Annotated in this window: 20 protein-coding genes; 9 read left to right on the top strand and 11 right to left on the bottom strand. The window is 35.6% G+C overall.

Going from position 1 to position 26,585, the window contains the following annotated elements:
• Positions 1-398: 398 nt before the first annotated feature.
• The 4 genes from Q0505_RS06375 to Q0505_RS06390 form a co-directional block, all read right to left on the bottom strand.
• Positions 399-1,289 carry a DJ-1/PfpI family protein gene (locus tag Q0505_RS06375; protein WP_299210322.1) on the bottom strand — a complete coding sequence of 297 codons (891 nt, stop codon included), beginning with the start codon at positions 1,287-1,289 and terminating at the stop codon, positions 399-401.
• Positions 1,290-1,528: 239 nt separating this feature from the next.
• On the bottom strand, positions 1,529-1,900 hold the full coding sequence (locus tag Q0505_RS06380) for a hypothetical protein (RefSeq protein ID WP_299210324.1): 372 nt from the start codon (positions 1,898-1,900) through the stop codon (positions 1,529-1,531).
• A gap of 230 nt (positions 1,901-2,130) precedes the next feature.
• Complete coding sequence (locus Q0505_RS06385; protein WP_299210326.1) at positions 2,131-2,322, bottom strand: hypothetical protein; 192 nt, start codon at positions 2,320-2,322, stop codon at positions 2,131-2,133.
• Between the two features lie 26 nt (positions 2,323-2,348).
• Positions 2,349-3,023 carry a hypothetical protein gene (locus tag Q0505_RS06390; RefSeq protein ID WP_299210328.1) on the bottom strand — a complete coding sequence of 225 codons (675 nt, stop codon included), beginning with the start codon at positions 3,021-3,023 and terminating at the stop codon, positions 2,349-2,351.
• Positions 3,024-3,706: 683 nt separating this feature from the next.
• Between Q0505_RS06390 and Q0505_RS06395 the strand changes: the two genes are divergently transcribed.
• Positions 3,707-4,090 carry a CoA-binding protein gene (locus Q0505_RS06395; protein ID WP_299210363.1) on the top strand — a complete coding sequence of 128 codons (384 nt, stop codon included), beginning with the start codon at positions 3,707-3,709 and terminating at the stop codon, positions 4,088-4,090.
• Here Q0505_RS06395 and Q0505_RS06400 read toward each other — a convergent pair.
• The 4 genes from Q0505_RS06400 to Q0505_RS06415 form a co-directional block, all read right to left on the bottom strand.
• Positions 4,061-5,524, bottom strand: coding sequence for a sodium:solute symporter (locus tag Q0505_RS06400; protein WP_299210330.1), 1,464 nt, complete (start codon positions 5,522-5,524; stop codon positions 4,061-4,063). The two genes, Q0505_RS06395 and Q0505_RS06400, sit on opposite strands and share 30 nt — an antisense overlap.
• A 123-nt stretch (positions 5,525-5,647) precedes the next feature.
• Positions 5,648-6,094 carry a hypothetical protein gene (locus Q0505_RS06405; RefSeq protein ID WP_299210332.1) on the bottom strand — a complete coding sequence of 149 codons (447 nt, stop codon included), beginning with the start codon at positions 6,092-6,094 and terminating at the stop codon, positions 5,648-5,650.
• Positions 6,095-6,538: 444 nt separating this feature from the next.
• The gene (locus Q0505_RS06410; RefSeq protein WP_299210334.1) at positions 6,539-7,744 is read right to left on the bottom strand and encodes an intradiol ring-cleavage dioxygenase; all 1,206 of its coding nucleotides are present in this window, start codon (positions 7,742-7,744) and stop codon (positions 6,539-6,541) included.
• 90 nt (positions 7,745-7,834) lie between these two features.
• The gene (locus Q0505_RS06415) at positions 7,835-8,629 is read right to left on the bottom strand and encodes a LytTR family DNA-binding domain-containing protein (protein ID WP_299210336.1); all 795 of its coding nucleotides are present in this window, start codon (positions 8,627-8,629) and stop codon (positions 7,835-7,837) included.
• 253 nt (positions 8,630-8,882) lie between these two features.
• Here Q0505_RS06415 and Q0505_RS06420 point away from each other — a divergent pair, with 253 nt between their 5' ends.
• The 4 genes from Q0505_RS06420 (at position 8,883) to hutH (ending at position 16,169) form a co-directional block, all read left to right on the top strand.
• Entirely contained in the window at positions 8,883-9,959 is a 1,077-nt protein-coding gene (locus tag Q0505_RS06420) for a DUF3810 domain-containing protein (protein WP_299210338.1), read from the top strand.
• 255 nt (positions 9,960-10,214) lie between these two features.
• Complete coding sequence (locus Q0505_RS06425) at positions 10,215-13,190, top strand: amidohydrolase family protein (protein ID WP_299210340.1); 2,976 nt, start codon at positions 10,215-10,217, stop codon at positions 13,188-13,190.
• A 1-nt stretch (position 13,191) separates the two neighbouring features.
• Positions 13,192-14,490 carry an amidohydrolase family protein gene (locus Q0505_RS06430; protein WP_299210342.1) on the top strand — a complete coding sequence of 433 codons (1,299 nt, stop codon included), beginning with the start codon at positions 13,192-13,194 and terminating at the stop codon, positions 14,488-14,490.
• Positions 14,491-14,657: 167 nt separating this feature from the next.
• Positions 14,658-16,169 carry a histidine ammonia-lyase gene (gene hutH / locus Q0505_RS06435; protein WP_299210344.1) on the top strand — a complete coding sequence of 504 codons (1,512 nt, stop codon included), beginning with the start codon at positions 14,658-14,660 and terminating at the stop codon, positions 16,167-16,169.
• Here the strand turns inward: hutH and Q0505_RS06440 are convergent.
• Together Q0505_RS06440 and Q0505_RS06445 are read right to left on the bottom strand one after the other, a co-directional pair.
• On the bottom strand, positions 16,162-16,533 hold the full coding sequence (locus Q0505_RS06440) for a hypothetical protein (RefSeq protein ID WP_299210346.1): 372 nt from the start codon (positions 16,531-16,533) through the stop codon (positions 16,162-16,164). The two genes, hutH and Q0505_RS06440, sit on opposite strands and share 8 nt — an antisense overlap.
• Positions 16,534-16,949: 416 nt before the next feature.
• A complete protein-coding gene (locus Q0505_RS06445; protein WP_299210348.1) occupies positions 16,950-19,502 on the bottom strand; it encodes an ATP-dependent Clp protease ATP-binding subunit in 2,553 nt (850 codons plus the stop codon).
• A gap of 256 nt (positions 19,503-19,758) precedes the next feature.
• Here Q0505_RS06445 and gyrA point away from each other — a divergent pair, with 256 nt between their 5' ends.
• The 3 genes from gyrA to Q0505_RS06460 all read left to right on the top strand — a co-directional run bounded on the left by gyrA (position 19,759) and on the right by Q0505_RS06460 (position 25,502).
• A complete protein-coding gene (gene gyrA / locus Q0505_RS06450) occupies positions 19,759-22,311 on the top strand; it encodes a DNA gyrase subunit A (protein ID WP_299210350.1) in 2,553 nt (850 codons plus the stop codon).
• 61 nt (positions 22,312-22,372) lie between these two features.
• Positions 22,373-23,647, top strand: a complete 1,275-nt coding sequence (locus tag Q0505_RS06455; RefSeq protein WP_299210352.1) for a tetratricopeptide repeat protein — start codon at positions 22,373-22,375, stop codon at positions 23,645-23,647.
• Between the two features lie 274 nt (positions 23,648-23,921).
• Entirely contained in the window at positions 23,922-25,502 is a 1,581-nt protein-coding gene (locus tag Q0505_RS06460) for a phage tail sheath C-terminal domain-containing protein (RefSeq protein ID WP_299210354.1), read from the top strand.
• A 169-nt stretch (positions 25,503-25,671) separates the two neighbouring features.
• Here the strand turns inward: Q0505_RS06460 and Q0505_RS06465 are convergent, their stop codons facing one another.
• A complete protein-coding gene (locus Q0505_RS06465) occupies positions 25,672-26,226 on the bottom strand; it encodes a DUF1697 domain-containing protein (RefSeq protein ID WP_299210356.1) in 555 nt (184 codons plus the stop codon).
• 212 nt (positions 26,227-26,438) lie between these two features.
• Here Q0505_RS06465 and Q0505_RS06470 point away from each other — a divergent pair.
• On the top strand, positions 26,439-26,585 hold a 147-nt coding region (locus Q0505_RS06470), incomplete at its 3' end, for a chorismate synthase (RefSeq protein WP_299210365.1).

The raw sequence follows: 26,585 nt of genomic DNA on the forward strand, positions 1-26,585 counted from the left end.
ATTTTTTAGTCAATGTTTCATGACAAATATGAGATTAACAATTATTTAACCCTGACGCCACTTTATAACTTTACCTTTATATGGTATCATAGGTTTTCTGTAGCATTAGTTGCATATCCAAACTTTCCTATCAATAAATAACAATATCTAGTAACACTATGTTATGTTAAAGTCAATTATATATTCTTAATCTCTCACTCTATAGAATCTATACAATACAAACCGTTATGTATTTTGAGTTATTTTATCGATTTTACATTAAACCTAAAAGGAATATCGTAGAAAGTTTTTAATTCTTCCTTTAAGATTGAGGTAATAATTGAAAATTTTAATTCTTTTTTAAAGGCTATATCTCAAAATGCACAACGGGTATTAGATATATAATCTTATTACATAGTTTAGTTCTTTTTTAGAGTATCACTTCTACTACGAGTCTCTTTTTGTAATGCTTCAAAAAGAGGGTCTGCGATTGATCCATACATGGATTTCATGAAATGTAATACGTGGGGTTTGGTCTTACTGACATTTCCTCCTACAATGGGTGGAGCAGGATCATATTCCATATCAAGCATAACGGCTTGTGCGTAATCTTCTCCAGTAAGTTCTGCTAGAATAGCTAATGACATATCCATACCTGCTGTTACTCCTGCAGACGTCCAATATTTACCATCTTGCGTATATCTGTCTCCTGTAAAAGTCGCACCATTTTCTGCTAAAATCTCTTTTGCCCTAAACCAATTACCAGTAGCTCTTTTACCATCTAGCAATCCCGTTTTTCCTAATATCCATCCCCCTGTACAAACACTTGTAGTATATTTAGTAGTTGTATCTATCGTACGAATCCAACGTAATAATTCCTGATTATAAGAATTTTCAATAGTTTCTTTAAAACCACCTGGGATCACAAGGATATCTAAATGACTCACTTTATCAATTGTTGTGTCTGGAATAAACTCCAAACCCATAACAGTTGTTATATTACCCGGCTCCACAGCGATTGTAAATACATTAGCTCCCATTATATTTTTAAATACATATCTAGGGCCTAAAGCATCTAAATCATTAACGCCATCATACACTAAAATTCCAATATCTTTAACTTCATGATCTTTTATCTCTACAGATTTCATAACTTCATCATGTTCTATTGAAAACGTATCTGTCTGATTAGTATCTTGAGTTTTAATATTGGTATTGATCTTTACCTGTTCATTTGTAGGTTGTGTTTTTTCTTCATTACAACTACATATACTCAAAATAACGAGTATTAAAATTAATATATTTTTCATTTTTTAAATTTTTGTTTGAAAATGTGCCTTTAAGTATTTCTGGTTTTTAAATAGTTCTAATAAGGTTTTCACCCTTGCCTACGGGCTAGGCAGTTTCGCGAAAGAGGATTCTTATTAAATCTATGACGTTGTTTAATCAGCATTTTGAAATCGAGTAAGACTTCCCTTAAATGTTAAGCACGTAAAATGTGTAGTTACATATTGCGATGTGCTACTATAAAAGATTCTGAAGAATGAAATTAAACCTGAGGTGGATGAAAGATATCCCAAGTTTTTAAACGTGAATACTTAGATTCTGCGGTAGCAAAATTATCTGAGCTATTCACTATTTGGTTATTGTCAGGTTCGCTTTCGCGAAAGCTAAAAAAAGCAAACTCATACTTACTATGGACAAGTTGTGGTACTTCCTGATCTTGTTTAGGCTTTTTTTTCTGAAGCTCTCGCATTAAATAGCACTTGCCACCGCATTGCATTTTTGGTTGCTCCTTGTTAATACAAAGCACTTCTTTAATATACTCGTTGTTAACAAGAAAATCTGTCCATACCGAAATATTTATCGCTGGCTGTATATGTAAACAAGATACTAATATGAGGGCTAATAAACGTTTCACAATTTTTACAAAAATAAATATTGTGATTCACAAATGATACTAAATTCCTTATAAATCTCCAGGTTTTTGACAGTTTAGAAATAGTATGATTAGAAAAATTAAATAAATTTTGAAGTCTAAAATTTCAAACTTTTATTTTTTATCAAAAAAACATCAATACATTGAAATTAGTGATAAGGAGAGACTAAAAGTAATCCTTTCCGAAATATTAAAGGGAGTATTGACTTCTGTTATTGGGTAATCGATTTCCAAAGAAGTCTGTAGTCCTTTGATACATTAGGAAATAGTTTTGATTGGTGTAAAGAGCGATTGAAAAGATGGATTACTAACCGCTGTATTGAGACCTGTACAGCCTTTCCCGTACTTGATGCGGGATACGATGGTGTGAGAGACGCATTGGCGATCATTTGATCTTCAGCCATCTACTCGACTGTGCTTTCGTTATTTTCTAATTATCATTTTGTAATTCAGAAAAGATGATTGTTAGTTTTGTTAAAGATTCAATTGCATTTTCATAAGCTTCTCTATTTTTACTCAAAGTTGTTATTCTAGCTATAACCGAGTTTTCAAAATATGCATCTTTTCCAAAATTATCTGAAGACTCGGTCATATTCATAAATCTTGCATTTGACATTAAATAATCCTGAGTATATACATTTATCAACTCTCGGTCAAGATCCTCAATAAATTTAATGTCATTGAATGAATCGTATGTTTCAGATATAGAATTACGTAAGTTCAAATCTTCAAAAAGTTTTAGGTCTCCTGAAAATTTTAAGTTTTCATGGGTAATCGTTATTGGATTAAATGAATTACCCGAAATTATGTAGATGGATTTTGATAGTAATTTTGGGTTTTCATATTCTTTGTTTACTAAGATTTTAATTAACGTATCTAGTTCTGTAAGTATTTTTATTGACTCATCTTTATGGTCATTTAAGTTTTTTAGATTAGCTTCTGCTTCATCATTTAGCTGAGCAATATAAGATTTAAATAGATTATTATCGTCTTTTTTTCTCGATTGGTTGTTAATTCCTAAGGCTATAAGAATTCCAATAATTACCAGAATTATTTCTCCAAATGCATATATTAGATATTTGCCAAGCTTATTTTCAGTCAGCATATTTTTACGAATTTTTCTAAAGAATTTTATCATTGGTTAGCGGTTTCTGATAATGAAGCACAACAATAATATAATAGCAATTGCTATTATACTCTATATATTTATTACAAATCTAACGGATTCTTAAGTCATTTAAAATTGTTTACAGCACTTTATAAATTTCTCTTATTTTCGGACTATTATGACATAATAGGATTTTGAATATACCTTAAAGCGATACCATTTTCTTATAAACAAATAGCAAAACTATGTCTTATTGTATGCAGGGTAACTCCCTTACTTATTATTGATTTTTTCTACTGCCCCAACCACTATTTTTTTTACACAATTAACCTATATTTATTAAATCTATATTATTAAGTTAACTTTATACTAGCTAGTTGATAGATTAAATTAGAGCTGACGAAAATAGAAAGTTAACGTAGGGTTTTACGTGAGACTATATGCTATTAAATGATACGATTTGTATTATTTTGGAATAGTAAGTATCTTTTTTTAACTATTTAAAAATAAAATCCCAGAGTCCGGAACTCTGGGATTTTGTGGTAGACATTTCTTCTAATTAACACTAACCATCAAAACGAATTAAAAGGTGTCTAACCAGTCGAAGTTAACTTCTTATTCTATAGACGTATTATTTTAGGTAGTGTTACAGCGATTTATTTTTTTAACTTTGTTTTATGATAATAAAGCCCACATTAGTTCTCGGCGCCTCTCTAAAGCCCATTCGATATTCAAATATTGCCATACAACGTTTGCAACAATACAACCATCCTATTATAGCTGTTGGCTTGAAGGCCGGGATCACTCATGGTCAGGAAGTGATCACGTTTGAGTCCGCTTTCGCGAAAGCGGAAACACATAGAAACACCATAGATACCGTCACCTTATATATCAGTCCGCAACGTCAAGATTCCTATATGGAGTATGTAGTTTCGCTGAAGCCGAAACGTGTCGTTTTCAATCCAGGTACTGAAAATCCTGAATTTTATAAGGTTCTCAAAGAGAATAATATTCCTTTTGAAATAGCGTGTACTTTAGTTCTTTTGGGTACGAATCAATATTAAGCCTAAGAAGGTAAGTGCGCCGTTGAGAATGAGGATAAAGAATCCAAAATCAAAGCCTGCGTATGTTTTACAGAAATAACTAATCAGGTATGCTAAAATGGGAGATGCTATCGCAATAATGGGTACGATGGCGTCTTTGACATTCCAAGAGGTAAAAAGCCCAAAGGCATATAAGCCTAGTAATGGCCCGTAGGTGTACCCTGCAAAAGTGAATAAACGAGCGATTACACTGTCATCTGCAATCACATATTTGAAGATAATAATCACTAGAATTAATACAACAGACATGAGTACGTGAATGCGTTTACGCATTCGGATTTGTTCTTTTGGTTCGTATTTCTTTTCTATGTCTAGAATATCAATACTAAAAGACGTCGTAAGGGATGTCAACGCACTATCAGCACTGGAGTATGCCGCAGCAATCAATCCTAACAAGAAGACAATTGCCAGTCCAGCTCCCAATCCGCTTTCTACTGCGATCGTAGGGAAGAGTTGGTCTTTATGTGCATCTATTCCTTGTTGGGAGGCATACACCGTCAATAAAACGCCTAAAACTAAAAAGACCATATTGACAATTGTGAGTACGATGGTAAACCAAAACATATTCTTTTTGGCATCTTCCAGATTACGACACGTTAGGTTTTTTTGCATCATATCCTGATCCAATCCTGTCATCACAATAGCAATAAAAGCTCCTGAAATAAATTGCTTAAAGAAGTAATCGCTGCTCTTCCAATCGTCAAAAAAGAATACCTGAGACAAATCACTATCTGATACAAAGCTCATAATCTCACCGCCCGAAAGTCCTAGTTCTTCAGAGACATAATAAATAGCCACGCCAACGGCAATCAGCATAAACAAGGTTTGGAGTGTATCTGTCCACACAATGGTTTTAATTCCCGCTTTAAAGGTGTAGAGCCAAATCAACAAAATGGTAATCGTCACCGTTACCCAAAAAGGCACGCCTTCTTGACCAAAAAATGACATTTTATCAAAGACTAAGAGTTGCAATACATTCGCCACCAAATACAACCGAAAACTCGCACCCACAATCCGACTCAATAAAAAGAAGGAAGCCCCCGTTTTATAAGATGCATTTCCAAATCGAGTCTCTAGATAGGTGTAAATAGATGTTAAATTTAGTTTATAGTAGAGCGGGAGGAGTACCAATCCGATGACAGCATATCCTACGGTATACCCTAATACCACTTGAAAGTAACTAAAACTCGAAGCTTCAATCCATCCAGGCACGGATATAAATGTCACTCCAGAAAGCGAAGCTCCAATCATTCCAAATGCCACCAAATACCACGGCGATTGCTTTCCAGCTTTAAAGAAATCAGCATTAGAGCCACTTTTACCTGTGAGGTAACTAATGCCCATTAAGACACCAAAATAACCAGCAATAAGAAGTAAGATTTGATAGGGTTGCATGCAATATGATTTATTGGGTGCTAATATAGGGGTTTTAGTTGTTGGCTTTTAGATCTTAGTGGGTAGCTTTTGTTGGGAGCGTAAAGTTGGAAGTTTGATGAGGTATTATTAGCGATTAACCTTTTATTCGGATGCTGTATCTCCTTGTCCTTCTGGAACAATTACAAAAGCCCATTCTATCTCTTTAGGAACACCATAATTGTCCAAAAACTTTCCTCCAATTCCACTCACTTGAGATTTCTTATCTTCAACTTCAAGTCCATATTCTTCTCCAAACATGAATTTCACTCCATTATCTAAACAAAGAGTGTCAGTATCTTTTAAATCAATAACTATAAATTGATTCGGTTGTATTTTTTGGTTTTCTATTATTCCAATTTCTTTAGAAGTTTCATTGTAAATAAAAACTTCGTAAGTCTTTCCAGTTTTTTCGTATTTGGTAGGGATTATAAATAATTCGTCTCCTTTTTCTATAAATTCATTTCCATTTTCATCAAAATATCTATTCTCTTTTTTACAACTAAAAAATGCAATTAAAAGAATACTCAAAGCTGTTATAATCTTTCTCATTGATTGATTTATTTATTTATTTATTCTGTATGTTGTGATTAACATATAAACTTACCTAAAATACTATAAAAAGACATAATGCACTTACCTAGGTCTATTAAATCGCAATATCAAAGATCACACAGGAAACAAATCTTCCCCTCCGTCTGTATGTCATTTTATTGCTAGTCCTTATAATGCTAGAAGCTTAATAAAACACCTCCTTAGCCCTTACTTCGGTAAACTCAGCACGACGCCTTGCTAGGAGGGAAGACTTTTGAGAGAGTAGTTTATAAGAGCATGCTTCCGCGAAAGCGTAAAAAAATAAACACTAGAAAATAGAGTACTGTTCTATTTTAGAAATACTACGCTATTTTGACTTGCAAGCACCCAGCATCCAGCTTCAAACAAATCCCAAATCTCAAAAAATCAAACTACAAAAATTTCCTGCTTCAAGACCCAATTTCATTCCTCCTTGAGTCTTAATAGCTTAAAATATTCATTCGTAGTTTCATCGAGACGGTCAGTGATCATTTTAAAATTCTCTTGATTTGGTTTGAGATTGATATGTTTATCAATAACGGTACTTCGTTTATAAATGAGAAACGTGTTTTCTACCTGTGGGTTAATGCTATTCAAATAGACTTCTGAAGCTTTATCTTCAAAAGAAGGCACAAACGTCAAGGCGACTTGTTTTAATCTTAGATTGGTTCCTAGTTTTTCTAATTCTTGAATCCTATTCTCTTTCCTATAGTTGGATTCGTTGCCGTATATAAAATAGACTTTTAAATAGTTTTCTCTTTGTTGGCTTTCGCTATCCAGAAAAGTAAGCCAATCTTTAATTTCTTGCCAATTGGGCTTGTTCCCTACAAAATATAAAATCCCGTGATACCAACCGTATTTACAAACCGGACACGTTTTTGTCCCTTTGTCTGCGCCATACGCATGAAAGGGTGTAAACGAACTAATAGCTTCCCCGATCTTCTTGCCCGAACTCACCGTATTTGTACTTTGTATGGGATACTTAGGAATATTCAAACCTAAAATGATATTGCGTTCACCAATCCACAAACCTTCTTTTTGAACAAACCGAATAACACCACTTCCTCCACGGTTTTCCATTTTTTTTCTGCGTTGCGAAGTCAATAGCGGATCATCATCAAATACAAAATTATCTATATAGTAAGGTTCTTTCATGTTTTCCTCTTGAACCGTAATATGAATATGTGCAGCTTCGTCTCTGCTTGGATAGGATCCAGGTTGTATGGTGTAGATTGAATAGGCACCTTGTTCATCTGTTTGTACCCATCCTCTTATATAGCCATGTGTTTGCCCTAATTTGTTTTTGGGCATATTTCTTTCCTCGCTTTCTTTGGTACCATATACTCCGTTCGTATTTGTTTGATAATAGTATAGAAGTACATTTGGAGCAGGTGTCTTTCCGTCTCTTTGATACACGGTTCCTGTAAGCATGATTTTCTGTCCTTTTTGTTTATAGGCAGGGCTTGTATCAATAGCGAAGACTTTTCTAGGCATCCCATAGTAAAAGGGCATTGATTTGTTAAAATCATTACTTAAGGTGTTTGTTGACTTTTGAGGAGTTTGTCCATTACAATTGAACAAACTTAAACACGTTAATAGGAGAAATCCGATATTGAAAATTCGTACCATTTGTTGAAGTTTTCAATAAATGTAGTTATATAATCAGATCACTTATGGTGAATCCTATTGCTAGTTAGCTGTGTGGAGTGAATAGCTGTTTTACTGGAGGAGTTGCTGCCAGTTCTTTCTATAATGTCTGCTTACCCTAATCACCTGTCCATTGTCCAGAGTGACATCATAATCCCCATTATTTCTTGATTTCAGCTCTTTGATATAAGTGGCGTTAATAATTGTAGAGCGATGCACTCTTAAAAAGAGGGTTGGGTCAAGTTTGGTTTGAAATTCTTTTAAAGGTTGCGTGTCTAAAAATTTCTGATCGTTTGCGTAAATAACCGAATAAGGCTTGTCGGTCGAAATCAGCTGAATCCTTGACGTCGGAACCGTAATTATTTTTGAACCCTTTTTTAACTTCATTGTTCCAAGATACTGAGTTGCTACATCGGCTGATTTTTGTTTTAAATAATACATGGCAGGAAAAATTATATACCATAGCAGTGCAATATAAAATTGATTGGAAAGTACCGTTTTCAAAATAGCTAAAAAACGATGTGGTGTTGTGTACACCAAATTACTCACCATCACAAACAAAGAGGTAAACAATACGATGTGAAGAAAACTAAACGTAATTCCAATGCCTACATTAAAAGGGAGTTTACCCAATTTGTTCTTTGGGTTCACCATTTTAATGAGTCGGTTGATGAGGATCGTAAGAGGAATAAAAAATATCCAAAACGTGTTGTAAAGTAATGATTCTGAGAGATAAAATCCTGTGTGTTTTATGCTACTGTATATATAATCTTGAAGTACAGCAAGTAGAAATACAAAAATCACAATGATGACGTACAAGGGAATTTTACCAATTCTTGGTATTTTGAATGTTTCGCTTACGTACATTGACGGTTCCAATAGTTCTTTCAGCTTTTGTGTATCTAGTACCTAAAGTTACCTAAAATACTTTAAAAAGAATAACATGCTTATTTAATAGTTGACAATAGTACGCTTTCGCGAAAGCGAAAAAATAAATAAAAAAGAATAGCGTAGTGTTCTATTTTAGAGTACTAAACTATTTTAACTCCCAAGTATCCCACTCCTACTTCCAACATTTTTTAGTTTCAATTTCAATTTCCTTTTCCTTATTTTTATCCCAATGAAACAAAACCGCAAGCTCCTTATCATAGGTCTCTTTTTATTTATCCAGATGGGGATTGTACGTGTGCTGGCACTTTTTCCTGAGTTTATAGAAAATTATTACAGTAACGGTCTCTATCCTTTGATCTCAAAAGGGTTTCGGTATACCTTCGGGTGGTTGCCATTTTCTTTTGGCGATATCATGTATTCTGTATTGATTATTATCGCTTTACGCGAAATTGTTCTCTTGTTCAAATCTCGTTTCCGGCAGTGGAAGACCTTTTCTGTTCGTACGCTCGCGTTGGCATCTATTGTCTATGGTGCGTTTCATTTGTTATGGGGCATGAATTATTATCGACTTCCCTTGCACGAATCCCTTTCGATAGAAAGTGAATACACCACCAAAGAACTCGTTGTCCTTACCCAAAAACTCATCCTAAAGAGCAATGCATTATATGATCAGTTAGCCAGCAATGATACCATGGCAGTCGATGTCCCGTTATCAAAATCAGAAGTTTTCGATCAAACGGTACAAGGGTACAACGCATTACAAACGCAATTTCCAAAACTAGACTATCCGCCTAAAAGTATTAAAACCTCTCTACTAAGTTATCCACTTTCGGTGATGGGGTATAGCGGCTATTTAAACCCGATTACTAACGAAGCTCACATCAATGGACTCGTGCCAAGTCATCGGCATCCTGTGATTAGCTGTCATGAGCAAGCACATCAGTTAGGCTTTGCCAAAGAGAATGAAGCTAATTTCATAGGTGTTCTTGCCACCTTACACAATGAGAATCCTTACTTTCAATATTCTGGAAGCATCTTTGCCCTCCGGTATTGTATCAATGATGTTTTTCGCCGCGATAGCGAGCTAGGAGAAAATTTACGCGATCAGATTCGTCCAGGCATTCTTAAGAATTATGCAGCCTCTCGCGAGTTTTGGGATCGTATGGATAATCCGCTAGAGCCCTTTTTTAAACTATTCTACACCAATTATCTAAAAGCAAATAACCAACCTGACGGGATCAAAAGTTATAGCTATATGGTCGCATTATTAGTCAACTACAATAAATCCTTTCCTTTGGCTTTGTAGTCTGTAGTCTGTAGTCTTTGGTTTTTTTGATTTATACCCCTCATTAGTGTTAACCGTTTTAGTTCATTAAGTATATAGCTCAATATTCCATGAACCCATCATCTCATTAACTCATTATATCATTAAACCATTAATTCATTATCACATTACATCATTACCCCATTGTCATTTATTTGATGTTAAAATACTCTTAATTAACAGCGTTTACCACTAGTGATGGGCGTATCTTTAAATGCTAAATAATCACTAAATACTATGTTTTTAAAAAAAATCCTTATCGCAGGATTGGTTTTTTGTTCGTTTGTTATGTACGGCCAAGACTATTTCCCTGCAAATGACGGTGTAAAATCTAAGAATGAGAATTACACAGTCTTTACCAATGCGACCATTCACACATCACCCACAGAAACCATCAAAAACGGAACCCTCGTGGTTCAGGATGGAAAAGTAGTGCGTGTGGGAAAATCGGTTGCGATTCCAAGTAACGCTATTACCATTGATCTCTCTGGAAAGCACATTTATCCTTCTTTTATAGATATGTACACTGGTTTTGGGATCGAAAAACCAAAACGTGAAGGCGGTGGTCGTCGGGGTTCTCAATATGATAATACGCGTGATGGCTATTATTGGAATGACCACATACGTCCTGATATCCAAGGAATAGACGAATTTAAGTATAATGCCAAAGATGCCAAAGCTTTTGTCGAAGCTGGTTTTGCTGTGGTAGCGACACACCAACACGATGGTATCGCAAGAGGTACAGGCGCATTAATTGCACTAAACTCAGATGGAAATACAGCAAATAGAGTCCTAGATGACAACCTAGCTCAGTATTTTTCTTTTGATAAAAGTAATACTTCTGGACAATCATATCCAACATCAAAAATGGGAGCGATGGCTTTGTTACGTCAAGTGCACCATGATTTAGATTGGTATGAAAAAGGAAATGTAAGTACCAAGGATCTTTCTTTGGAGGCGCTTACGCGAAATAAAAACCTACCTCAATTCTTTGAGGGAGGAGATGTATATGATGCGATGCGTATTGACCGCATAGGAGATCAGTTTGGACTCAATTATATGATCATTGGCGCTGGAGATGAGTACAAGCGTATTCAGGATATTAAAAATCTGAATCGAACGTTTATCTTACCTTTAGATTTTCCAGATGCGTATGATGTAGAAAATCCGTACGCTGCTACCTATATAGATTTAGGAGATATGCGTCATTGGAATCAAGCACCAACCAATCCTAAGCTTTTTGAATCTAATGGAATTCCTTTTGCGTTAACTACGTTTAAGCTCAAATCTCCAAAAGAATTTAAAGGACAACTTATGAAAGCCATTAAACATGGACTTTCAAAAGAAAAAGCATTAGCAGCCTTAACTACAGTGCCTGCACAATTATTAGGAAAAAGTAATGAGATAGGAAGCCTAAAAGGCGGTGCATGGGCTAACTTTATGATTACCTCTGGAGAGATTTTTGAAGATGAAACCACGCTCTATGAGCATTGGGTACAAGGAAATAAAACAGTGGTAGAAGATATGAATACCGTAGATATAGATGGCTCTTATGCCATGAATATCGGAGGTACTTCATATACATTAGAAGTGAAAAACTCTACCAAAAAACCAAGCGCTACCTTGAAAACAGGTGAAGATGAAGTTAAAAACGAATTTAAATACGCAGACGGCTGGGTACAAGTTACGTTTCCTAAGGGAGATAATACATTTGTACGATTAGTAGGACAAGTAATTAATGATCTATTTTTTGGAAAGGCAGTGCTTCCTAATGGAGATGAACGCTCTTTTTCGGCGAACAAAGTAGCCGTGACATCTGATAAAAAAGATGATAAAGACAAAAAGGACGATGATAAAGAAGACGATACAGCGCCTGTCATCATGCCAATGACCTATCCTAATATTGCTTTTGGTTTTGAACAACAACCGAGTCAACAAGATATCTTAATCAGAAATGCGACCGTATGGACCAATGAAGCCGATGGAATTTTAGAAAACACCGACGTCTTAATAAAGGACGGAAAAATTAGTAAGGTAGGTAAAAACCTTTCTGCGGGTAGAGCTAAAGTGATAGATGGTACAGGAAAGCACGTCACTTCAGGTATTATAGATGAGCATTCACATATTGCCGCTTTCGATATTAATGAAGCTGGACATAACTCTACCTCTGAGGTACGTATGTCTGACGTGATTAATCCTGATGATAGTGATATTTACAGAAACCTGGCTGGAGGTGTGACTGCGATTCAATTATTACACGGATCTGCAAATCCAATAGGAGGGCAGTCTGCAGTGATGAAATTGAAATGGGGAGCTTCTATAGACGAGATGCTTCTGGAAGATAAGAAGTTTATTAAGTTCGCTCTCGGTGAGAATGTCAAGCAGTCTAACTGGCAAAGCTTTAGTCGTTTTCCTCAAACACGTATGGGTGTAGAGCAAGTATTTGTTGACTACTTTACAAGAGCCAAAGAATACGAAGCACTAAAGAAAAGCGGTAAGCCTTACCGTATGGATGAAGAGATGGAAACGATTGTTGATATTCTCAATGAAGAACGTTATATCTCATGTCACTCCTATGTACAAAGTGAGATCAATATGCTAATGAAAGTAGCAGAAAGTTTTGACTTTAGAATCAACACCTTTACTCATATTCTAGAAGGATACAAAGTAGCCGATAAGATGGCAGCACACGGCGTAGGAGGATCAACGTTCTCAGATTGGTGGGCGTATAAGTATGAAGTAAATGATGCGATTCCTTACAATGCAGCCATTATGCACAATGCAGGTGTTGTTGTTGCTATTAATAGTGATGATGGAGAAATGTCTAGACGTTTAAATCAAGAAGCTGCTAAAATTGTAAAGTATGGCGATGTGTCTGAAGAAGAAGCATGGAAGATGGTTACCTTAAATCCTGCTAAATTATTACACTTAGACGATCGCTCAGGAAGTATTAAAGTTGGAAAAGACGGCGATGTTGTTGTTTGGTCTGATCATCCATTGTCTATTAAGGCAAAAGCCGAGCAAACCATTATTGAAGGAACTATTTATTTTGATATCAATAGAGACTTACAATTAAGAGATGCGGTACAAGCAGAAAAAAGCAAACTAGTTGCGATGATGCTAGCTGAGAAGAAAAAAGGTTTAAAAACGCAACCTGCAAAGAAAAAAGAAAAGCAGCGTTTACATTGTGACACTACAGAAACGATACATTAATATGAAAGCACTAACAAAATATATGACGACAGCGTTCGTATTGATCGCTTCGGTAGTTATAGGACAACAGACGCCCGCACCCGCTCAAACAGAAGTTTATACGATTGTAGGAGCCACGGCGCACATAGGAAATGGAACGGTTATAGATAATGCCGTATTGATTATAGAAGATGGAAAGATTAGCGTTTGTGCAGATGCTACGACCACTAAAATAGCACAACGTGGAAAAATTATAAATGCAGCAGGAAAACATATTTATCCTGGATTGATAGCGACAAACACAACGCTAGGACTTGTAGAAGTAGGCGCTGTACGCCCATCTAATGATGATGATGAAATTGGAAGTATGATTCCACATGTACGTGCTATCATTGCGTATAATGCAGAATCTAAAGTCGTAGAGAGTATGCGACCTAATGGCGTGCTTACGGCACAAATACGTCCGTTAGGAGGCACGATCTCAGGAACATCATCTGTGGTACAACTAGATGCTTGGAATTGGGAAGATGCGGCTTATAAGGCAGACGACGGAATCTACGTTAACTGGCCATCAAGTATGACCAGAGGAAGATGGTGGTTAGGGGAAGAACCAGGATTTAAACCTAATAAAGACTACGCAAAAGATATCACAGAGTTAAAAACCTTTATGAATAATGCAAAAGCGTATGCAAAAGGGAATAGCGATGTAAACCTTCCTTTTGCAGCAATGAAAGGCATTTTTGATGGAAGTCAGCGTGTATTTATAAGTGCCAATGATGAGCGTCAAATCCGTGATATTATTGCCTTTAAAAAAGAAATGAATCTTCAACATGTGGTTCTTGTAGGAGGCTATCAAGCTAATAAAGTAGCTGCCGAATTAAAAGCAAACAATATTCCTGTCATCTTACAACGTGTTCAAGAATTACCAGCCATGGACGATCATGACTACGATTTACCGTATAAGTTGCCAAAATTATTGACAGATGCTGGTGTCCTCGTTGCATTAGGATACGATGGCGAATACTGGCAGGTGCGTAACCTTCCTTTTTACGCAGGGCAAGTCACACAGTTTGGAATGAGCGATGCAGATGCGTTAAAACTCATTACAGAAAATCCTGCAAAGATTTTAGGAATTGATCAAACAGCAGGAACCTTAGAAGTTGGAAAAGATGCTACCTTATTTATCAGTGAAGGGAATGCCCTTGATATGAGAGGGAATCAATTATCAAGAGCTTTTATTCAAGGGAGAGACATCAGCCTAGAAACACATCAAACAAGACTTTGGAAGCGCTATGCAGAAAAAGTAGAGATTAAGAAATAAAACATAGTTGTTATAGCATTGAAAAGCGATCACTCAATAGGTGATCGCTTTTTTGTATCTCCCTATAAGAAAGTAACTTGATTACGTTTATGCGAACTTTGTTTAAAGACTAGCAATTCCTGTTTATTTTTACGTTATTGCATTACTTTTAAAAATCTAATTACTTTATGCGAGATACTCATTACATCAGTAGTGCAATCTTAGATCTGGCTACAATTTCTGCGATCCAACAAGAAAATAAATTACTTGCTTTAAGCGAAGAAAGTCGTCATAATATTAATGCCTCCAGAGCTTATTTAGACCATAAGATAGAAGGAAACGCTACGCCTCTGTATGGGATTAATACAGGTTTTGGTAGTTTGTGTAATGTCGCTATAAAGAATGAACATCTTAGAGAATTACAAGAAAACTTAATGCGATCGCACGCCTGTGGTACGGGTGATTATGTCCCAAAATCGATTGTGAAGTTGATGATTTTACTCAAAGTACAATCCTTAAGTTACGGCCATAGTGGGGTACATATTGATACGGTAGAGCGTCTCATTGATTTTTATAATTTGGATATTCTTCCTGTGATATATACCCAAGGGTCGTTGGGGGCTAGTGGCGATTTGGCGCCTTTAGCGCATTTGTCGTTACCACTTATAGGTGAAGGACAGGTATGGGATGAGAATGAGCCCGCTTTCGCGAAAGCGATATTAGAAAAACACCATTTAATCCCAATAAAGTTGCAATCTAAAGAAGGTCTTGCCTTGCTAAACGGAACCCAATTTATGGTTGCCTATGGCGTAGATGCCCTTTTAAAATCTCATAAACTATCCTATCTAGCCGATATGATAGGAGCGATCTCTATCGATGCTTTTAATTGTAATTTATCACCTTTTGATCCTTTAGTACATTATGTACGACCACACCGAGGACAAATCAAAACTGCAGAGCGTATTCAAGAGTTTCTAGCAGATAGCGAAATAGCGAAAACAGAAAAAGTAAACGTACAAGATCCCTATTCTTTTAGATGTATTCCTCAAGTGCACGGAGCGAGTAAGGATACTATAGTGTTTGCATCAAAGACATTTAAAACAGAAATGAATAGTGTGACGGATAATCCTAACATTTTTGCGGAAGATGATAAGATTATAAGTGGCGGCAATTTTCACGGACAACCACTGGCATTAGCATTAGATTTTTTAGCCATTGCCGTGGCAGAATTAGGGAGTATTAGTGAACGCCGAACGTATCAACTCATTAGTGGTCTTAGAGATCTTCCTCCATTTTTGGTAGATAATCCAGGACTTCATAGCGGTATGATGATTCCTCAATATACAGCGGCAAGTATTGTGAGTCAAAACAAACAACTAGCCACTCCTGCAAGTGTAGATTCTATTGTATCCTCCAATGGACAAGAAGATCACGTGAGTATGGGCGCAAATGCAGCAACAAAATTACATAAGGTGGTAGAAAATTTAGAAACCATTTTAGCCATCGAACTGCTAAACGCCTCACAAGCATTACATTTTCGAGCACCTTCAAAAACCTCTCCTTTTTTAGAGTCTATTATTACGGCATACAGAAGCGAAGTTTCTTTTGTCACCAAAGACAGAATCTTCTCGACAGACATTCATAAAACAAAAGCGTTTATGAATACAATTCAAATAGATCCTGAGATGTTATTTAATTAGATAAGATCTCATTCATCCATTTAATTGCTTGGTCTAATGTACTAAATACTTCAAAAGGGTGTTCAAAGAATTGTCGCTCTACGTGTGCATTTCCTTGATTCATTGGATCTGAAGATACAATAGCAATAGCTCTTATATTGGAGTTTTTTGCCGTATCTAGATACACTGTAGGATTTACAGAGTACGAGTGAATTCTATTTGAAATATATCCGTACGTTTTTTCTTTAAAATGGTTTTTACAAAATGTAAGAAATACAGTGTTGTAATTGGTGTCAAAGGTGATGCCTTCTTTCATTTCAGCAATCACAATATGTTCTTGTATTTTGACTTTTCCAAAGTCAAAATTAGTTTCGATTGTATTCAAAAATAGGTATGCGTTAGGGGGATTAATAATTTAAATATAGGTCTAATTTCTGACAAAATTATATAATAATCAAATCAAGTTTTCAGTCATTTAGTAATCAGATATATAATAAAAAAAATAAACTAATGATTGTTAGTTTTTTGGATGGTTTATACGAGAAAATGTGGTGATATGCTTTGTCAATACTTATTCATAATGAGTGCTAAATTCTATTAAAAAAACACAAAAAGCTATACGCTATAAAGCATAGCTTAACTACTTTATTAAAATCTAACTCATTTCGAAAATTTCTTACTTTACGTTTTCCTAAAAGTCTTCAAAAGGATAGGAATGAAACCAATGATATATCCTATAAAAAAGAATAGGTGTCAAAATTTTGACACCTATTCTTTTTTTGATTTTGACAATTTATGTAATTACTCAGACTCTGTGGTCGTCGCTTTTTCTATCTTGATCGTAAGTTCTTTACTTTCTTTATCTAAGTCCATGACAATAGAATCACCTTCTGAGAGTTTTGAAGTAATAATCTCTTCGGCAAGGGCATCTTCAATATATTTTTGAATAGCACGCTTTAGAGGTCTTGCTCCATATTCTTTATCAAAACCTTTGTCACTTATATAATCTTTTGCTTCATCTGTTAAGCTAAGGTCATATCCAAGATCTTTGATACGTGTAAATAATTTTGCAAGTTCTATATCTATGATTTTGTGGATATGCTCTCTTTCTAACGCATTAAAAATGACGACATCATCTATACGGTTTAAGAACTCAGGCGCAAATGATTTTTTAAGCGCATTTTGGATGACACTTTTTGCATTATCATCTATCTGATCTTTACGAGTGGCAGTTCCAAATCCAACACCTTGACCAAAATCTTTTAATTTACGAGCACCAATATTTGATGTCATAATGATAATGGTATTTCTAAAATCAATTTTTCGTCCTATAGAATCTGTCAAGAAGCCATCATCCAGTACTTGAAGTAGCATATTAAATACATCTGGATGCGCTTTTTCTATCTCATCTAGTAATATTACAGAATATGGTTTTCTACGTACTTTTTCTGTAAGTTGTCCACCTTCCTCATATCCTACGTATCCTGGAGGTGCTCCTACTAATCTAGAAATCGCAAATTTTTCCATATACTCACTCATATCTATACGTATGAGCGCATCTTGATTATCAAATAATTCTTTGGCAAGTACTTTGGCAAGTTGTGTTTTTCCAACACCAGTCTGTCCTAAGAAAATAAATGAACCAATAGGTTTATTAGGATCTTTTAATCCAGCGCGATTACGCTGTATAGCTTTAGCTACTTTAGCAACCGCCTCATCTTGTCCTACTACATTTCTCTTTATGGTTGCAGGTAAGTCTGCAAGTTTATTACTTTCTGTCTGTGCAATACGATTTACAGGAATGCCTGTCATCATACTTACTACATCAGCAACATTATCTTCAGATACTTCTTCTTTATGAAGTTTTGAATCTTCTTCCCAACGCTCTTGTGCTATAGAAAGTTCTTTTTCTAAGTTCTTCTCATCATCACGTAACTTAGCAGCTTCTTCATACTTCTGTTTTTTAACAACAGTCGTCTTCAGTTCGCGAACTTCTTCTAGCTTGTTTTCTAATTCTAAAATCTTTTTTGGAACATCAATATTAGTGATATGCACACGAGATCCAGCCTCATCCAAAGCATCAATCGCTTTATCTGGCAAGAATCTGTCTGTCATATAGCGATTGGTTAATTTTACACATGCTTCAATAGCTTCGTCTGTGTAGCTTACATTGTGATGCTCTTCGTATTTGTCTTTAATATTTTGAAGAATTTCTATTGTTTCTTCTACTGTCGTAGGCTCCACAATTACCTTTTGAAAACGACGTTCTAGTGCTCCGTCTTTCTCAATATGCTGTCTAAATTCATCTAGCGTTGTAGCCCCCACACATTGTATTTCGCCTCGAGCGAGCGCAGGTTTAAACATATTGGATGCATCTAGTGATCCTGTTGCACCACCGGCACCTACTATTGTATGAATTTCGTCTATAAAAAGAATAATATCATCATTCTTTTCTAGTTCGTTCATCACAGCCTTCATACGCTCTTCAAACTGTCCTCTGTATTTTGTACCTGCAACTAAGCTAGCAAGATCAAGTGTTACGACCCTTTTATCAAAAAGAATACGAGACACTTTACGTTGTATAATCCGTAAGGCAAGTCCTTCGGCAATGGCAGATTTACCAACGCCAGGTTCTCCAATAAGTAATGGATTGTTTTTCTTGCGTCTACTTAAAATTTGAGAGACACGTTCAATTTCTTTTGTTCTACCAACCACAGGATCAAGTTTTCCTTCTTCTGCCATAGCAGTTAGGTCTCGTCCAAAATTGTCTAAAACTGGAGTTTTACTTTTCTTAGTTCCTTTTGAAGAAGCTGCATTTCCAAATGGATTTTCTTTTTCTCCTTCGTTACTAGATTCCTGTTCATCACTGAATTCTGATTTTATAGGTTCTATATAATCATCATCTTCGTTTGCCATCATACCTTTAAATTGGTCTTTTACATTATCATAATCTACCTTAAGTCTATTTAATAACTTTGTGGTAGGGTCGTTTTCGTTGCGTAATATACACAATAACAGATGCGCCGTGTTAATAGACGAACTTTGAAATAGCTTTGCTTCTAAAAAGGTGGTTTTTAAAGCACGTTCAGCCTGTCTTGTTAAGTGTAAATTCTTTTTATCATTGCCTTGTAAACTATTATTAGGATTTGCAGGACTTAGGATTTCCACCTTACGTCGCAGGTGTTCCAAGTCTATTAGTAAAGCACTTAATATATTAATAGCCTTACCACTACCATCTCTAAGTAGTCCAAGTAATAAATGTTCTGTTCCTATAAAGTCGTGACCTAGTCGTAAAGCTTCTTCTTTACTGTAGGCAATTACGTCTTTTACTCTAGGTGAAAAATTATCATCCATAATTTATATCTCCTTACGTTCATTGTAAATTTAAGCATTCTCATTCAAAAATCATTCCGCATACCATACTTAGTAGCTAATAGACAAAATAACTGACAGTTTGCCAAGTATATTGCATGGTAGTTATTAAAAATACGTCGTTAAATATTGTTAATAAAAAATATGCTTTCGCGAAAGCGTATACCTCCAAAAACCTTTTAAAATGGGTATATTGCTAGCTAGTATAATTGACATAAAAATTTAATTAAAACTATATATGACAGGAGGAGAAAAATTGATCTCAATTAATATTGAAGATGAAATGAAGTCAGCTTACATCGATTATTCGATGTCAGTCATAGTGTCACGTGCTTTGCCAGATGTACGTGATGGTTTAAAACCTGTACACCGTAGAGTATTATTCGGGATGCATGAATTAGGAATACGTGCAAGTGGCGCTCATAAAAAATCTGCAAGAATCGTAGGAGAAGTACTTGGAAAGTATCACCCACACGGAGATACCTCTGTATATGATGCTATGGTTCGTATGGCTCAAGAATGGAGTTTGCGATATATGCTTATAGATGGACAAGGAAACTTTGGATCTGTAGATGGCGATAGCCCAGCCGCAATGCGTTATACAGAAGCACGTATGCGCAAAATATCTGAAGATATGCTTGCAGATATTGAAAAAGATACTGTAGACCATCAACTTAATTTTGATGATACTTTATATGAGCCAAAAGTGTTGCCTACGAGAGTTCCTGGATTACTTATTAATGGAGCCTCTGGTATTGCTGTTGGTATGGCAACCAATATGCCACCACACAATCTTTCTGAAGTTGTAGACGGAATCGTTGCTTATATCGCAAATAACGATATAGAGATCGATGAGTTAATGACGCATGTAAAAGCACCTGATTTTCCTACTGGAGGTACTATTTATGGGTATGAAGGGGTACGTGAAGCTTTTAAGACAGGACGTGGTCGTATAGTAATGCGTGCCAAGGCGAGTATAGAAGAAGTTAAAGGTCGTGAGTGTATTATCGTTACTGAGATTCCGTATCAAGTGAATAAAGCTGATATGATCAAGAAAACGGCAGATATGATCAACGAGAAGAAGATTGATGGTATTTCTGCGATACGCGACGAGTCAGATAGAAACGGAATGCGTATTGTATACGTATTAAAAAGAGATAGTATTCCTAATATTGTTTTAAATACCTTATACAAATACACAGCATTACAATCCTCTTTTAGTGTAAACAATATTGCACTTGTAAATGGGCGACCAGAAATGCTTAACCTTAAAGACATGATCCATCATTTTGTGGAGCATCGTCATGAAGTGGTAGTTCGTAGAACAAAATACGAACTCAAAAAAGCAGAAGACAGAGCGCATATCCTTGAAGGGTTAATCATCGCATCTGATAATATAGATGAAGTGATTGCGATTATAAGAGGAAGTTCTAATGCAGATGAGGCAAGAGCAAATCTTATTGAACGCTTTAAACTTTCAGAAATACAAGCAAAAGCGATTGTTGAGATGCGACTTCGCCAGTTAACAGGTCTGGAACAAGATAAGTTGCGTGCAGAGTTTGAAGAAATCATGAAGACGATAGAAGATCTTAAAGCTATTTTAGCGAGTAAGGAACGTCGTATGAGCATCATTAAAGAAGAACTTTTAGAAGTTCAAAGTAAATACGGAGACGAGCGCCGTTCTGTGATAGAATACGCAGGAGGAGATGTAAGTATTACAGATCTTATTCCTGATGAAAAAGTAGTCATTACCATTTCTCACGCAGGATATATAAAACGTACATCACTTACAGAATACAAAACTCAAAATAGAGGAGGCGTAGGACAGAAAGCTTCGACTACACGTAATGAAGACTTTTTAGAACATCTTTTTGTAGGCACTAACCACCAGTATATGTTGTTTTTTACGCAAAAAGGAAAATGTTTCTGGATGCGCGTGTTTGAGATTCCAGAAGGAAGTAAGACGTCTAAAGGGAGAGCCATTCAAAACCTAATTAATATAGAGCAAGATGATAAAGTAAAAGCGTTTGTAACTACAAATGATCTTAAAGATGAGGAGTATGTAAATAGCAATTTCATTATCATGGCGACGAAGAAAGGACAAGTGAAGAAAACATCACTTGAGCAATATTCTCGTCCTAGAACCAACGGTATCAATGCAATTACCATTAAAGATGGCGACGAGTTATTATCTGCTAAATTGACCAATGGAGAAAGTCAAGTGATGCTTGCGGTGAAGTCTGGTAAAGCAATCAGATTTGAAGAAAGTAAGACGAGGCCTATGGGTAGAGGTGCTTCGGGTGTTCGTGGCATAACTCTTGCTAGTGAGGATGACGAAGTCGTAGGAATGGTTTCTGTAAATGATGCAGAAAGTAATATTTTAGTTGTTTCAGAAAAGGGATATGGTAAGCGTAGTAGTCTTGAAGATTATCGTATTACAAATCGTGGAGGAAAAGGTGTAAAAACTATTTCTGTAACTGAAAAGACAGGAGAATTGGTTGCCATTAAAAATGTAACAGACGACGACGATTTGATGATTATCAATAAATCAGGGATCGCTATTCGTATGGAAGTTGCAGATTTACGAGTCATGGGAAGAGCGACACAAGGTGTTAGACTCATCAACTTAAAAGGAAACGATTCTATTGCAGCTGTTGCCAAAGTAAAACACGATGAAGACGAAATAGATGATGACGATGATGATCTTGAAGGTTTAGATAATACAACATCAGTAACTGAAGAACAAACAGATTCAACTCCAAACACAGACACTTCTGAAGAAGAAGAATAAATAATAGGGGTTGAATAAATTTTAATTAATTTTGTAACCCCTTAATTTTAAACATTAGATAATGAGAACTAAATTTTTATTTGTAGTAGCCCTTGCTTTTGGGATATCAGCTTTTGCTCAAAAGAAAGAAGTAAAAGCCATCGAGAAAGCAATAAAAAGCGGAAGTTATGGTGAGGCTAAAAATCTTGTTGGAGCAGCAGAAGCTTTAATAGGGTCTATGGACGATAAGACAAAAGAAAGCTTTTATTTAGCAAAAGCACAAGCGTATTTAGGTGTTGATAATACCAATGCAGCAGATTTAAAAGTTGCCGCAGAATCATTTAGCAAACTTAAAGATACTAAATATAATGCAGAAGCCGAAGCTGGTATTTCTAACGTAGTGGTGGCTATGATCAACTCTGCTATCAAAGATCAGAATACTCAAAATTATACGAGTGCGTCTACAAAACTTGCCGATGCTTATAATTATAGTAAAAAAGATACTTTATATCTCTATTTTGCAGCATCTAATTCTGTAAACGGTAAAGATTATGATACTGCTTTAAAGTATTACAATCAACTCACAGATCTTGGATTTTCTGGTATAGAGACTTTATATTATGCAACAGAAGTAGAGACCAATGAAGAGGTAAAAATCCCTTCTAAACAAGAAAGAGATCTTTTGGTATTAGGTAAAACACATATCAATCCTACAGAGAAAAAAAGTGAATCTAAACGAGGCGAGATCGCTAAAAATATAGCCTTAATCTATATGTCTCAAGGAAATAATGAGAAAGCTCTAGAAGCCATGGCTAATGCTCGTGCAGAAAATCCAGATGATCTTATGTTAGTACGTTCTGAGGCAAATATATACTTAGAAATGAATCAACTGGATAAGTATAAAGAAATCATGCAAGAAGTCATTGCAAAAGACCCTAATAACCCTGAATTATATTACAACTTAGGCGTAGGAGAAGACAAGCTAGGGAACACACAAGCAGCAATAGACTATTACAAAAAAGCAGTTTCTTTAAATCCTAAGTATGCGGCTGCTTATAATAACATTGGAGCACTCATTTTAAGTGAAGAAAAAGCTATTGTTGACGAAATGAATAACCTTGGAACTTCAAATGCTGATTATGCAAAATATGACAAGCTTAAAGAAAAACGTCAAGGCATATATAAACAAGCCGCTCCTTATCTAGAAAAAGCATTGGAAAACCAAACAGGAGAAAAAGGTGTAGCACGTTCTTTAGAGTTAGCAAAAACATTATATGGTATCTATCAGCAACTAGGAGATACTTCTAAGGCAGATGCTATGAAAGCGAGAGTAGAAACATTGGAAGGAGGGAATTAAGAATACCTTTCTTTAAAACATATAAGGAGACCGTCTAAAAACTATTTAGACGGTCTTTTTGTTATTAATCATAAGATGTTACGCAGTAAATAGGTGTTTTTACGTATCTATTTAAATTAGATACCTCATAATTTTGGTACATTAGAGATATTATAAATAGGCTATCTGTAGTAAATAATAATCATATAGAAATCTATGCAGAAGGAAATTTTATACAGGTAGCATCACCTTTTGTATATGATTAAAATAATTATTAATGTAACAATAATGAGCTATGAATTTATCAACGATTAAAACACCTGGAGTATATATTAATGAAGTAAATGCTTTTGGGAATTCAGTAGTTCCTGTTGCGACTGCAGTACCTGCATTTATAGGGTATACACCACAAGCTACGTATGAAGGAAAATCGTATATAAGTATACCTACGAAGATTACATCATTTGCAGATTTTCAAGCTATATTTTGTTATCCAGACCCACCTGCGCCGGCAGATCCTGTAAAACAATATGATCCTCAATACTATTTAATACAACAAGAACGTCAACCAGAAAAAGGTGATTATCTCTTGATAGGTAGTGATTATTATTCGATTGTTCCGGATGCAAATACTGTTTATTACCTCTACAATAGCATCCGTTTATTTTATGAAAATGGAGGAGGTGATGCTTATATTGTTTCTGTAGGTACCTATGGAGCTCCTTCTGGAAGTGCTATGAAACTAGGAGACCAAATCATAAATACAAATGTGCAATTAACAGATCTTATAAAAGGACTTGCTTCTTTAAAAAACGAAAAGGAACCTACCATGTATATCTGTCCAGAAGCTACATTACTCTCTGTAGATGACAACGCTACACTAATGCAAGAGATGCTACTGCAAAATACTGAGATGCAAACAGCAATAAGCATTTTTGATAGTATAGGTGGTCGTAACCCAGATCCTATCTTTTACACAGATGATATTACAACATTTAGAAATAGCACTGGTAATACTGGGCTTGATTACGGAACTGCTTATTATCCTTTTGTAGGTACGACCATCATGCAGGGAAGTGATATAGATTACACAAATCTTTTTGGAGGTGATGTAAAGCAACTAGCACCGCTTTTAAATTCACCTTCTAATCCTAATGAGGCAGTAGCAACCATGCTTTTAGCTATAGAAACTCCTCCTGCAAATCCGCTTACGGTGGGTCAATATAATAATGCTTTACTAAATGCTAGTTCAACGTATAGTACGATTATGAAGCATGTTTTAGCAGCTGTAAATATGTTACCTGCTAGCGGTGGTATGGCTGGTGTGATTACAACAACAGACCGTCAAGTTGGACCTTGGCAACCTCCTGCAAATACTTCTATGGCTAGAGTGGTAAGTCTTCCTATTAAGCTATCAGATGCTCAACAAGCTGATCTTAACGTAGACGCCGTTTCAGGAAAATCTATTAATGCTATTCGCTTTTTTAATGGATTGGGTATTTTAATTTGGGGTGCCAGAACATTAGATGGGAACAGTCAAGATTGGCGATACATCTCAGTAAGAAGAACCATGATTTTTTTAGAACAGTCTTCCAAACTTGCAGCGCAAGCCTATGAATTTTCGCCTAATGATAAAAATACTTGGGAAGCAGTAAAAGCAATGATAGGTAGTTTTTTAAATGATGTTTGGAAGCAAGGAGGACTTCAAGGCGCGAGTGCCGCAGATGCTTTTTCTGTGGAGTGTGGTCTTGGATCAACAATGACAGGAGAAGATATTCGTAACGGATTTATGAATGTATCAATTAAAGTAGCTGTTGTACGTCCCGCAGAATTTATCGTGATCACATTTACCCAACAAATGGCAACTCCTAGTTAATAGTTACTATGCAATAGCGATTAAACAATGCGTGACTTATAAAGATAACAAGCACAGATTTAAAGTCTGACGGAAATGAGGATGCAGTAGATACTTTAGAGATACATAACGACTTATCATTTCTAATGAAGAATAAGAAAATCAAATTTAAACAACCTCTATGATTACGTTATAATTTCTTTATAATACGTTCTATAGTTTTCCAATTACGGGTTGTGATATTTTTTCCATACGTTGCTTCAAGGATACCCATTGCTTTTGGAGTTTGTGCGATAGCCAGATCTAATACACTTATAATACTCGTGTCTCTCGCTTCAAGGATTTGATAAGACTTGTCAAGACTAATCCACGGAAGCGCTAATACAGCAGTTCTTTGTTCCTTTAAAAATGAAATATACAGCCGAGTTTCTTTTGTGACCTCAATGCCCTCAAAAGGATTACTTTCATAAAGATCTTGTATTTGAGCAACATCTCTAACACAGGTGGGGATCGGAAAACCAAATGTAGCCTTTAGGGTCTTTTCAATCTCTTTTTCGATATCTTCTACCTTTTTTGGGGTTGCCTTAAAAATAGCATTTCCAGAGTTTAACACTGTAACAATATCCGTGTAACCCAATGTTTTAAATACAGTTTTAAGCGCTGCCATGGGGAGTTTATGATGTCCGCCAACATTGATTCCTCTTAGAAAAGCAATGTATTTTTTTGTATGTGTTGGTGCGGTCATATAGGTATTTAGTGAAATACAATTGTACAGTGTTGAGTAGCATCAAATTTAATGTATTGTCATCGTACATTTTATAAATATAGCATATTATGATACGCTTTCGCGAAAGCGTACCATTTAATCTTTGATCTATTTTTAAGTGTCGTTTATAAAAATTACATTTGTTTTGATACTTTCATTGTAGATGAGAGTTAAAACGCACGATTCTTTTTATGGCAGGAAATACTTACGGAACACTTTTTAAACTCACGACTTTTGGAGAATCACACGGAAAAGCGATAGGAGGAATTATCGATGGGTGTCCTTCTGGGCTTGTACTAGATTTTGATGCTATCCAACAAGAGCTAGAACGCCGTAAA

This window comes from uncultured Dokdonia sp., assembly GCF_937910895.1.
In the GTDB taxonomy this organism is placed as follows: domain Bacteria; phylum Bacteroidota; class Bacteroidia; order Flavobacteriales; family Flavobacteriaceae; genus Dokdonia.

Excerpts from the sequence above, each read along its gene's own strand:
- hutH (WP_299210344.1), top strand. The coding sequence starts at position 14,658 with ATGCGAGATACTCATTACATCAGTAGTGCAATCTTAGATCTGGCTACA.
- Q0505_RS06455 (WP_299210352.1), top strand. The coding sequence starts at position 22,373 with ATGAGAACTAAATTTTTATTTGTAGTAGCCCTTGCTTTTGGGATATCA.
- Q0505_RS06415 (WP_299210336.1), bottom strand. The coding sequence starts at position 8,629 with ATGTACGTAAGCGAAACATTCAAAATACCAAGAATTGGTAAAATTCCC.
- Q0505_RS06445 (WP_299210348.1), bottom strand. The coding sequence starts at position 19,502 with ATGGATGATAATTTTTCACCTAGAGTAAAAGACGTAATTGCCTACAGT.
- Q0505_RS06430 (WP_299210342.1), top strand. The coding sequence starts at position 13,192 with ATGAAAGCACTAACAAAATATATGACGACAGCGTTCGTATTGATCGCT.
- Q0505_RS06385 (WP_299210326.1), bottom strand. The coding sequence starts at position 2,322 with ATGGCTGAAGATCAAATGATCGCCAATGCGTCTCTCACACCATCGTAT.
- Q0505_RS06405 (WP_299210332.1), bottom strand. The coding sequence starts at position 6,094 with ATGAGAAAGATTATAACAGCTTTGAGTATTCTTTTAATTGCATTTTTT.
- Q0505_RS06400 (WP_299210330.1), bottom strand. The coding sequence starts at position 5,524 with ATGCAACCCTATCAAATCTTACTTCTTATTGCTGGTTATTTTGGTGTC.
- gyrA (WP_299210350.1), top strand. The coding sequence starts at position 19,759 with ATGACAGGAGGAGAAAAATTGATCTCAATTAATATTGAAGATGAAATG.
- Q0505_RS06410 (WP_299210334.1), bottom strand. The coding sequence starts at position 7,744 with ATGGTACGAATTTTCAATATCGGATTTCTCCTATTAACGTGTTTAAGT.
- Q0505_RS06465 (WP_299210356.1), bottom strand. The coding sequence starts at position 26,226 with ATGACCGCACCAACACATACAAAAAAATACATTGCTTTTCTAAGAGGA.
- Q0505_RS06420 (WP_299210338.1), top strand. The coding sequence starts at position 8,883 with ATGAAACAAAACCGCAAGCTCCTTATCATAGGTCTCTTTTTATTTATC.
- Q0505_RS06460 (WP_299210354.1), top strand. The coding sequence starts at position 23,922 with ATGAATTTATCAACGATTAAAACACCTGGAGTATATATTAATGAAGTA.
- Q0505_RS06425 (WP_299210340.1), top strand. The coding sequence starts at position 10,215 with ATGTTTTTAAAAAAAATCCTTATCGCAGGATTGGTTTTTTGTTCGTTT.
- Q0505_RS06390 (WP_299210328.1), bottom strand. The coding sequence starts at position 3,023 with ATGCTGACTGAAAATAAGCTTGGCAAATATCTAATATATGCATTTGGA.
- Q0505_RS06375 (WP_299210322.1), bottom strand. The coding sequence starts at position 1,289 with ATGAAAAATATATTAATTTTAATACTCGTTATTTTGAGTATATGTAGT.